This is a genomic window from Nocardiopsis sp. NPDC058631, from assembly GCF_042716955.1.
GTDB lineage: Bacteria > Actinomycetota > Actinomycetes > Streptosporangiales > Streptosporangiaceae > Nocardiopsis.
Window position 1 is genome coordinate 1 of the sequence record NZ_JBHXQY010000152.1, and the last position, 10065, is coordinate 10065.

The 10065-nt window shown below is 71.3% G+C and carries 7 protein-coding genes; 6 read left to right on the forward strand and 1 reads right to left on the reverse strand.

All coding sequences use genetic code 11. The features are described from left to right. Positions 1 to 811: ATP-grasp domain-containing protein (locus tag ACFWTE_RS28725; RefSeq protein WP_378783052.1), on the reverse strand; the 811-nt coding region annotated here is incomplete at its 3' end. Positions 812 to 964: 153 nt separating this feature from the next. Here ACFWTE_RS28725 and ACFWTE_RS28730 point away from each other — a divergent pair. The 6 genes from ACFWTE_RS28730 to ACFWTE_RS28755 all read left to right on the forward strand — a co-directional run bounded on the left by ACFWTE_RS28730 (position 965) and on the right by ACFWTE_RS28755 (position 9973). Next, entirely contained in the window at positions 965 to 2368 is a 1404-nt protein-coding gene (locus tag ACFWTE_RS28730) for an MFS transporter (protein WP_378783053.1), read from the forward strand. Between the two features lie 83 nt (positions 2369 to 2451). Beyond that, a complete protein-coding gene (locus tag ACFWTE_RS28735) occupies positions 2452 to 4161 on the forward strand; it encodes a thiamine pyrophosphate-binding protein (RefSeq protein WP_378783054.1) in 1710 nt (569 codons plus the stop codon). Between the two features lie 21 nt (positions 4162 to 4182). Beyond that, a complete protein-coding gene (frc, locus tag ACFWTE_RS28740) occupies positions 4183 to 5412 on the forward strand; it encodes a formyl-CoA transferase (RefSeq protein ID WP_378783055.1) in 1230 nt (409 codons plus the stop codon). A gap of 4 nt (positions 5413 to 5416) precedes the next feature. Further along, positions 5417 to 7576: an acetate--CoA ligase family protein gene (locus ACFWTE_RS28745; RefSeq protein ID WP_378783056.1), complete on the forward strand. Its 2160-nt coding sequence runs from the start codon at positions 5417 to 5419 to the stop codon at positions 7574 to 7576. Between the two features lie 238 nt (positions 7577 to 7814). Beyond that, positions 7815 to 9416 (forward strand): Nramp family divalent metal transporter, encoded by a 1602-nt coding sequence (locus ACFWTE_RS28750; RefSeq protein WP_378783057.1) that lies wholly within the window; start codon positions 7815 to 7817, stop codon positions 9414 to 9416. Next, a complete protein-coding gene (locus ACFWTE_RS28755) occupies positions 9416 to 9973 on the forward strand; it encodes a hypothetical protein (protein WP_378783058.1) in 558 nt (185 codons plus the stop codon). Before ACFWTE_RS28750 ends, ACFWTE_RS28755 begins: the two co-directional genes overlap by 1 nt. Positions 9974 to 10065: the final 92 nt, after the last annotated feature.

Below are 10065 nucleotides of genomic sequence, written 5' to 3' on the forward strand. Positions count from 1 at the left end.
CGGCGTAGGCGACCACGTCCAGGGTGGACATGACCAGACCCGCGCCGTTGCCGATGATCCCGACCTCACCGTCGAGCTTCACGTAGTTCAGACCCCTCTCCTTCGCCCTGCGCTCGCGGTCGTCGACGTCGGAGCCGTTCGCGAAGGGGACCCGCTCGGGGTGGCGGAACCCGGCGCTCTCGTCCAGGGTGACCTTGCCGTCGAGCGCGATAATCCGGCCGTCGGCCGTGCGCACCAGGGGGTTGACCTCCACGAGGGTGGCGTCCTCCCCGGCGGCGACCGCCCAGAGCCGGGTGATCACCTGGGCGGCGCAGTCCCGCACCTCCTCCGGCAGGCCGGCGGCGCGGCAGATGCCGAGCGCGGCGGCCTGGTCCACCCCTTCGGGGCCGACCGGGGTGCGTACGACCGCGTCGGGGTCGGAGGCGGCGACCTCCTCGATCTCCATGCCTCCCCGGGCGGAGCAGATCGACAGGAAGGTGCGGTTCGCACGGTCCAACAGGAAGGAGAAGTAGTACTCCTCCGCGATGTCGGAGGCCTCCTCGACCAGGACGCGGTGGACCGTGTGGCCCTTGATGTCCCTACCGAGGATCTGCTCGGCCTTGGCCTGGGCGTCCTCGGGGCCCTCGGCGACCTTCACGCCACCGGCCTTACCGCGGCCACCGGTCTTCACCTGTGCCTTCACCACCACCCGGTGGCCGATGCGGCCGGCCGCCAGCCTCACCTGTTCCGGGGTGTCCGCGATCTCGCCCTCGACGAGGGGTACGCCGTACTCCCCGAAGAGCTGTTTGGCCTCGTACTCGTGGAGATCCACCTGGCCTCCTCCTGACGTGGTTGTCGTGTCCCCTCCGAGTGATACTACATACTGTATGCAGTATTCAATACTCGTTCCGGCAGAAATGTGTCCTGGGCCACCCCTTCCCAGACCGCCACCCGCTTTGCATACTGCATACAAGGAGGTGTCGCCATGCGCAGACCCCACGCCCCCGACCCGCGGTCGTCCTCCCCCTCCGACCGGGAGGAGGTGCGCGACTGGCGCGGCAGGCACTACTCCGTCGGCCCCTCGGCCCGTGCCCTGACCGGCGGCCCCCGCTCCGCCATCCTCGTCCGTGCCCTCGTCGCCGTCGCGGCGGTCGGGGTCCTGCAGTTCGGCTACGGCGCCGCGGTCCCGTCGCTGATCGCCGCGCACGGCTGGTCCCCCGCCACCGCCCTGCTCCCGTTCGTGGTGTGGACCCTGGCCCAGGGCGCCTGCGCCCCGGCCCTGCACCGCGCCAGGGCCAGGAGGGAGCTGCGGGCCGGGCCCCTGATCCAGGCGGGCGCGCTGCTGTGCGCCGCCGCGCTCCTCGTGCTCGGCACCGCCTCCGGACCCGCCGCCGCCGTCCTGGGCTACGGGCTCCTGGGCGGCGTGGGCGCCGGACTCGTCTACCACTCCTGCACGGACCTGGTCGGCGGCTGGTTCCCCGACCGGCGCACCATGCGCTCCGGTGCCGTGGGCGGCGCCTTCGCGCTGGGATCGGTCCCCCTCCTCCCGGCGATCGCGACCGGGGTCGCCCCCTCCTCCCTGCCCCTGGCGTGCGCGTCGCTCGCCGCGCTGGTCCTGGTCCTGGGCGTCGCCGGGGGCGCGGGCCAGCGCACGGCCCCGCCGCGATGGTGGCCCCCGGAGTCCGACCCCCGCGCCGCCGCGCTGCTCCGGGGCGCCGACCCGCCCCCCGCCAACGACTTCACCCACGCCCAGGCGTGGGCGACCGGCGGCTCGCTGCCGCTCCTGCACGCGATCGTCGCCCTCTCCGGGGCGAGCGGGCTGTTCACCCTCGCCGCCCTGCCCCTGCTCCTCCTGGAGGGCGGACATCCCCCCTCCACCGCCGCCCTGGCGGTCACGGCCTTCGCCGCGGCCAGCGGCCTCGGGCGGCTGGCCGCGGGGGCGGCGGCCGAAAGGACCGGCCGGCGCCGGGCGCTCGCCCTGCTGCTGGGGACCGGCGCGCTCGCCCAGGCGGGCCTGGCCGCGGCCGTTCCCACCGGCCAGAGCGCCGTGGTGGTGCTCCTCGCGGTCGTGGCGGGCGCGGGCACCGGCTCCTGCTACCCGTTGACCCGTGCGATCACCGAGGGCCACTTCGGCTGGCGGTGGACCGCCGGCATCCACGGCCTCGTCTACAGCTCCAAGGCGGTCGGCGGACTGGTCGGGGTCGGCGGGGCCGCGCTGTTGCTCGCGTCGGCGCAGCCGGCCGCCTGGCCTGCGGGCCTGGCCGCCGCCGGGGCCCTCTGCGGGGTGGCGTCGCTGCTCGCGGCGCTGCTCCGGCGCCCGCTTCCGGTGCGGACCACACCCGCCGCACACGGGGTCTGGACAGCGCCGCGACGCCGTGCTCCAATGTGACGTACACGGTATACAGTATCCCGACTACATCATCCACCGAGGACGCAGCCCGCCCGCACCGCACGAAAGGGGTCGTCGCACCGATGGCCGACGGCAAGGGAACCACCGAATCCACCACCAGCGAGAAGAGCATGATCTCCGGAGGCCACCTGGTGGCCAAGGCCCTCAAGGCCGAGGGGGTCGACGTCATCTTCACGCTCTGCGGCGGACACATCATCGACATCTACGACGGATGCGCCGACGAGGGCATCGACGTGGTCGACGTCCGCCACGAGCAGGTCGCGGCGCACGCCGCCGACGGCTACGCGCGGATCACCGGCAAGCCGGGATGCGCGGTCGTGACGGCCGGACCGGGGACCACGGACGCGGTCACCGGCATCGCCAACGCCTACCGCGCCGAGAGCCCGATGCTGGTCATCGGCGGCCAGGGCGCCCTCAGCCAGCACAAGATGGGCTCGCTCCAGGACCTCCCGCACGTGGACATGATCAACCCGATCTCCAAGTTCGCCGCCACCGTGCCGCACACCGAACGGGTCGCCGACCTGGTCTCGATGGCGTTTCGCGAGGCGAACAACGGGGCTCCCGGCCCGTCCTTCCTGGAGATCCCCCGCGACGTCCTCGACGCCGAGGTCCCCCTGGAGAGGGCGCGCATCCCCGCCAAGGGCCGCTACCGCGCCTCCACGCGCCAGGCGGGCGACCCCGACGCGATCGAGCGGCTCGCCGACCTGCTCGTACGCTCCGAGCGCCCCAGCATCCTGCTCGGCAACCAGGTGTGGACCACGCGGGCCACGCAGTCGGCCACCGACCTGGTCCGCGCCCTCAACGTCCCCGCCTACATGAACGGCGCCGGCCGGGGCACCCTGGCGCCCGGCGACCCCCACCACTTCCAGCTCTCCCGGCGCTACGCCTTCACCAACTCCGACCTGATCATCATCGTCGGCACCCCCTTCGACTTCCGGATGGGCTACGGCAAGCGCCTCTCCCCCGACGCCACTGTCGTCCAGATCGACCTCAACTACGCCACCGTCGGCAAGAACCGGGACATCGACCTGGGCCTGGTCGGCGACGCCGACGTCATCCTGTCCTCGGTGCTCCAGGCCACCTCCGCCTACGGGGACAACGGCTCCCAGAGCCGCAAGACCTGGCTGGAGGAACTGCGCACCCAGGAACAGACCGCCCTCGACAAGCGGGCGCACCTGCTCACCTCCGACTCCACGCCCATCCACCCCTACCGGCTGGTCAGCGAGATCAACCAGTTCCTCACCGAGGACTCCATCTACGTCGGTGACGGCGGCGACATCGTCACCTTCTCCGGGCAGGTGGTCCAGCCCAGGTCGCCGGGCCACTGGATGGACCCCGGGCCGCTCGGCACGCTGGGCGTGGGCGTCCCGTTCGTGATGGCCGCCAAGTACGCCCGCCCGGACAAGGAGGTGGTCGCGCTCTTCGGCGACGGCGCGTTCAGCCTCACCGGCTGGGACTTCGAGACCCTCGTCCGGTTCGACCTGCCCTTCGTCGGGATCGTCGGCAACAACTCGTCGATGAACCAGATCCGCTATGGCCAGATCGCCAAGTACGGCGCGGACCGGGGCGAGATCGGCAACACGCTGGGAGACGTGAACTACGCGGAGTTCGCGAAGATGCTCGGCGGCCACGGCGAGGAGGTCCGGGACCCCGCGGACATCGCCCCGGCGCTGCGCCGCGCCCGCGAGTCCGGCAAGCCCTCACTCGTCAACGTCTGGATCGACCCCGATGTCTACGCCCCGGGGACGATGAACCAGACCATGTACAAGTAGCCGCTCCAGAGAGGAAGAGTCATGGGCAAGGCACTCGACGGGGTCCGCGTTCTGGACATGACCCATGTCCAGTCGGGTCCGTCGGCGACGCAGATCCTCGCCTGGATGGGCGCGGACGTGGTCAAGGTGGAGGCGACCTCGGGCGACATCACCCGGCGCCAACTCCGGGACCGGCCCGACGTGGACAGCCTGTACTTCACGATGCTCAACTCCAACAAGCGGAGCATCACGCTGAACACCAAGAAGCCCCGGGGCAAGGAGATCTTCCTGGACCTGGTGCGCCGCAGCGACGTGCTGGTGGAGAACTTCGCCCCCGGCGCGCTGGACCGGATGGGCTTCACCTGGGAGGCGCTCTCCGAGGCCAACCCTCGGCTGGTCTACGCCTCGATCAAGGGGTTCGGTCCGGGCGCGTACGCCGACTTCAAGGCCTACGAGGTGATCGCCCAGGCGATGGGCGGCTCCATGAGCACCACCGGGTTCGAGGAGGGCCCGCCGCTGGCGACGGGCGCGCAGATCGGTGACTCGGGCACGGGGATGCATACAGTAGCCGGTATCCTTGCCGCCCTGTTCCAGCGCACCCACACCGGGCGGGGCCAGCGCGTCCAGGTCGCCATGCAGGACGCGGTACTCAACCTGTGCCGGGTCAAGCTCCGCGACCAGCAGCGGCTCGTGCACGGGCCGCTGGCGGAGTACCCCAACGACGACTTCGGCGACGAGGTCCCCCGTTCGGGCAACGCCTCCGGCGGCGGCCAGCCCGGCTGGGCCGTGCGCACCGCCCCGGGCGGGCCCAACGACTACGTGTACGTCATCGTCCAACCCGCCGGGTGGGAACCGATCACCCGGCTCATCGACCGCCCCGAACTGGCCGAGGACCCCGAGTGGTCCACCCCCGAGGCCCGGCTGGACAAGCTCGACAAGATGTTCTCCCTGATCGAGGAGTGGACCGTCCAGATCCCCAAGTGGGACGTCCTGGCGGCACTGAACGCGCACAACATCCCCTGCGGTCCGATCATGTCCACCCGGGAGATCATCGACGACCCCACCCTGCGGGCCAACGGTGTCATCACCACCGTCGACCACCCCGAACGCGGCCCCTACAGCACGGTGTCCTCGCCTATCCGCCTCTCGGACTCGCCGGTGGACGTCGTCCGCTCCCCGCTGCTGGGCGAGCACAACGCCGACGTCTACCGCGGCGAACTGGGGCTGTCCGACGAGGACCTGGCCGAACTCGCATCGAACGGAGTGATCTGAAGACATGGCCGCCTACACCCCCGAGCGTTCCGACCAGGACCGCGCAGCGGTCCGCGAGGTGCTCGACCGGGCCCGCGCCGAGGGCCGGACCGCCCTCACCGCCCCCGAGGGCCGCGTCCTCGCCGACGCCTACGGCATCCCCGTCCCCGGTGAGGCGCTGGCCCACTCCGCGGAGGAGGCCGCGGCCCTCGCCCAGGACCTCGGCCTCCCGGTCGTGGCCAAGATCGTCTCCCCCGACATCCTGCACAAGACCGACGCCGGCGGCGTCGAGGTCGGACTGGACAGCGCCGACAAGGTCGCCGAGGCCTACCACCGGATCGTCGCCAACGCCCTCGCCCACACCCCCGGCGCGAGGATCGACGGCATCCAGATCCAGCAGCAGATCGGCGGCGGACCCGAGGTCGAGGTCCTCGTCGGCGCGACCACCGACCCCACCTTCGGCAAGATCGTGGTGTTCGGGCTGGGCGGCGTCCTGGTCGAGGTCCTCAAGGACGTCACCTTCCGCATGGCGCCGATCTCCCAGGAGGAGGCGCTGTCCCAGGTCGGCGACATCCGCGCGGCCGAGATCCTGCGCGGCGTGCGCGGCCGGCCCGGCGTGGACCAGGAGCGCCTCGCCGGGGTCGTCAGCGCACTGTCGGACCTGGTGACCGACTTCCCGGAGATCGCCGAGGCCGACCTCAACCCCGTGTTCGCCGGCCCCTCGTCCGCCGTGGCCGCCGACCTCCGCTTCGTCCTGGACTTCACCCCGGCCGAACGGCCGACGGCGTTCGGCCGGGACGAGATCCTCGGCGCGATGAACCGGGTCTTCAAGCCGAGGTCGATCGCCGTCATCGGCGCGTCCAACGAGGCCGGGAAGATCGGCCACTCCGTCATCAAGAACATCGTCGACGGCGGGTACGCCGGCGAGGTGTACCCGGTCAACCCCAAGGCCCCCGAGGTGTACGGGCGCAAGGCGTACGCGAGCGTCCTCGACATCCCCGGCGACGTCGACGTGGCGGTCTTCGCGATCCCCGCGAAGTTCGTCGCGGGCGCCCTGGAGGAGGTGGGGGCGAAGGGGGCCGCCGCCGCCATCCTCATCCCGTCCGGCTTCGCCGAGACCGGTGAGCAGGAGTTGCAGGACGAGGTGCTGGCCATCGCCCGCAGGCACGGCGTCCGGCTCCTGGGCCCCAACATCTACGGCTACTACTACACGCCGGAGAAGCTGTCGGCCACGTTCTGCACCCCCTACGACGTCACCGGCGGCACCGCGCTCACCTCGCAGTCCGGCGGCATCGGCATGGCCATCCTCGGTTACAGCCGCAGCACCAACACCGGGGTGTCCGCCATCGTCGGCGTCGGCAACAAGGCCGACATCGACGAGGACGACCTGCTCACCTTCTTCGGCCAGGACGAGAACACCAACGCCATCGCCATGCACCTGGAGGACCTCAAGGACGGCCGCGCCTTCGTCGAGGCCGCCCGCGAGGTCGTACCGCACAAGCCCGTCGTCGTGCTCAAGGCCGGGCGCACCGACGCCGGAGCGCGCGCGGCCGGGTCGCACACCGGGGCGCTCGCCGGGGACGACAAGGTCTACGACGACATCCTGCGCCAGGCCGGGGTGGTCCGGGCACCGGGGCTCAACGAACTGCTGGAGTTCGGCCGCGCCCTGCCCGTCCTGCCCACGCCCCGGGGCGAGAACGTCGTCATCATCACCGGGGCGGGCGGATCGGGCGTGCTGCTCTCCGACGCCGTGGTCGACAACGGGATGTCGCTGTACGAGATCCCGCCGGACCTGGACGCGTCGTTCCGGGCGTTCATCCCGCCCTTCGGGGCAGCCGGGAACCCGGTCGACATCACCGGGGGCGAGCCCCCCTCCACCTACGAGGCCACGGTCAGGCTCGGCCTGGAGGACGAGCGGGTGCACGCGCTGATCCTGGGCTACTGGCACACCATCATCACCCCGCCGATGGTCTTCGCCAAGGTGATCAGCGAGGTCGTGGCCGAGGCCAGGGCCAAGGGCGTCGACAAGCCCGTGGTGGCCTCCCTCTCGGGCGACACCGAGGTGGAGGAGGCCGCGCGGTACCTGTTCGACCACGGGATCGTGGCCTTCCCCTACACCACCGAGAAGCCGGTACAGATTCTCGGCGCGAAGTACCGCTGGGCGCGCGCCGCGGGACTACTCTGACCGGATGCCCGGCCGGCGCCCTCGGCGCCGGCCGGGCCCCGGCACCACCGCACCACCCCTGATCCCGACAGCCTCGGAGCCGCCGCCACGAGGCCGTCGGGACCCTCCGTCGCGGAGACGGCCACTCACCGACCGCGACGGTTCGCCCGCACACCGACAGAGAGGTGGCCGCACCACCCGGGGGCGCCATGCAAGCAAGCAGCTCGCATCCGCACATCCCACACAGGGAGTTCCGTCCATGGATTCCTCACGCCCCGAGACCGGCGGTACGCCGGGTTCCGCCGACCAGTCCTCCACCGACTCACAGATCCCCTTCGTCCCCGCCCAGCGGCAGCCGGCCGCCGCCGGGTCCGACGCACCCCCCACCGCCACGGGCACCGGTGGCGCCCCTCCCCAGGAGGAGCGCGTGTGGAAGGCGGGCCGGCTGGAGCCGATGCCCATCCGTCCCCTCCCCAAGGCTCCGCCCTCGATCCACATCCTCGGGCCCACCGTGTTCCTCGTCGCCCTCGGCGTCGGCATGGGCGAGTCCTACATGTGGCCGAGGCTGGTACTCGTGTTCGGCCCCGAGATCCGCTGGCTGTTCCTGGTCGGTGTCTCCCTGCAGGCCGTGGTCATGCTGGAGATGTCGCGCTACGCGATGGCGACCGGGGAGAGCATCTTCTACGGCGCCGCGCGCGTGTTCAAGCCGCTGATGTGGTTCTTCTTCCTCACAGCGATCCTGGTCTACGTCTGGCCGGGCCACCTCTCCGCCGGCGCCTCGGCGTTCGAGCGGGTGACCGGTATCCCGTGGCAGCTGACGGCGGTCGCGGGGATGCTCCTCGTCGGTGTGGTGTTCACGCTGGCGAAGGTCATCTACAACCTGCTGGAGAGCGTGCTCTCCGTCTGTATCGGCCTCCTGGTGGTGGGCACGTCCGTGGTCGCGGCGATGGTCGGCAACCTGTCCGACCTCACCTCCACCATCACCGGCATGTTCTCGTTCGGCTACTTCCCCGCCGAGGCGATGACGGCCGCCTGGTTCCCGATCATCGTCGGCTCCATCGCCTTCGCCGGCCCCTCCGGCATGCAGCAGATGTGGTACACCCTGCACCTGCGCGACAAGGGCGCGGGCATGGGCGCGCACATCCCCCAGATCCGGGGGCTGCGGCACTCCGGGGACCAGGAGAACATGCCCTCGCGCGGCTTCATGTTCGACACCTCCGACCCCGCGGAGATGGCGAAGTGGAAGGGCTGGCGGCGCTGGGTCACCTTCGACGCCATGGTCCTGTTCTGGGGCATCACCATGCTGGTGACGATCTCCTTCACGGTCCTGGCCCAGGCCTCCGCCCGCTTCGACCCCTCGGTGGCCGACCTCATCAGGGCGGGTGACCGCGACGCCTCCCTGGACGCCATGGCCAACTCCTTCTCCGCCGCGGGGAGCCCGGTCCTCGGCACGATCTTCTTCTGCTTCATCGCCCTCATCGGGCTCAACGCCACGCTGGGCCTGTTCGACTCCTTCTCGCGCGGCCAGGCCGACATGACCTACAACTTCGTACCGGGCGCCAAGAAGATCGGCGTCTCGAAGCTGTACGCCATGTTCCTCTGGGGCCTGATCGCCTTCGGTATCCTCGTCCTGCTCTTCGGACCCGCCGACGGGCCCGCGGCGATCCTGGACGTGCTCGCCTTCCTGTCCGCGTTCGCGATGGGCGCGTACTGCGTGGTGCTGCTGCTGGTCAACAACCTCACCCTGCCCAAACCGATCCGGCCGGGCATCCTCTCCAACGCCGTCATCGCCTTCGCCGCCCTGTTCTACCTCGGCGCGCTCTTCTTCTCCCTGTTCGCCTTCGGGGTGGTGGTGGGCTGATGGGCGTCCGGGTCTCCCCCAGAACCTCCGACTCCTTACGCCACCACGCCGAGGTCGCGGTGCCCGGTGCGGCCATCGGCCTGGTCGCCGGCCTTTTCGCCGCCGGCGTCGGTGCGATGGCGGGGCTGCCCGCGGTGCTCACCGTGACGGTGGGGGCGGCGCTCGGCCTCCCCCTCGCCTCACTCGGCGCCGGGTACTGCGTGCTGCTGGCCAAAGGTGTGTTCTCCGTCGGCGCGGTGGCCCCCCTCGCGCTGTACTGGATGGTGGGGTTCCCCCTCGCCCGCCTGTTCGACTCCTACGCCGCGGCGCTGGTGCTCGGGAACGAGACCGTGCTGCGGGAACCGCTGCTGTCCTTCCTCGCCCTCCAGGCGATGCTCAGCTTCGGTTTCACCATCGGGTTCCTGTGGCTGCACGAGAGGATCGCCCCCCACTGGCTGCTGCGCGTCCGCGGGCACAACCCGGTGGCCGCTTCCCTGGTCGAGCGCTACATGGAGCACGCGGACCACCTCACCAGGCGGAGGGCCTCCCGCCGCCGTCCCCCGCACACCCCGTCCTGACGGACACGGCCCGCGCGGCGGCCGGGGTGAGGGGTGAACCGGCGCCGCGCTCACCCCCCCCCCACCCGGGCTGGGTGGGGGGGGCGACATGT

What these genes read in the sequence shown, in the direction of transcription:
- ACFWTE_RS28730 (WP_378783053.1), top strand. Translation starts at nt 965, where the DNA reads ATGCGCAGACCCCACGCCCCCGACCCGCGGTCGTCCTCCCCCTCCGAC.
- ACFWTE_RS28745 (WP_378783056.1), top strand. Translation starts at nt 5,417, where the DNA reads ATGGCCGCCTACACCCCCGAGCGTTCCGACCAGGACCGCGCAGCGGTC.
- ACFWTE_RS28755 (WP_378783058.1), top strand. Translation starts at nt 9,416, where the DNA reads ATGGGCGTCCGGGTCTCCCCCAGAACCTCCGACTCCTTACGCCACCAC.
- ACFWTE_RS28735 (WP_378783054.1), top strand. Translation starts at nt 2,452, where the DNA reads ATGGCCGACGGCAAGGGAACCACCGAATCCACCACCAGCGAGAAGAGC.
- frc (WP_378783055.1), top strand. Translation starts at nt 4,183, where the DNA reads ATGGGCAAGGCACTCGACGGGGTCCGCGTTCTGGACATGACCCATGTC.
- ACFWTE_RS28750 (WP_378783057.1), top strand. Translation starts at nt 7,815, where the DNA reads ATGGATTCCTCACGCCCCGAGACCGGCGGTACGCCGGGTTCCGCCGAC.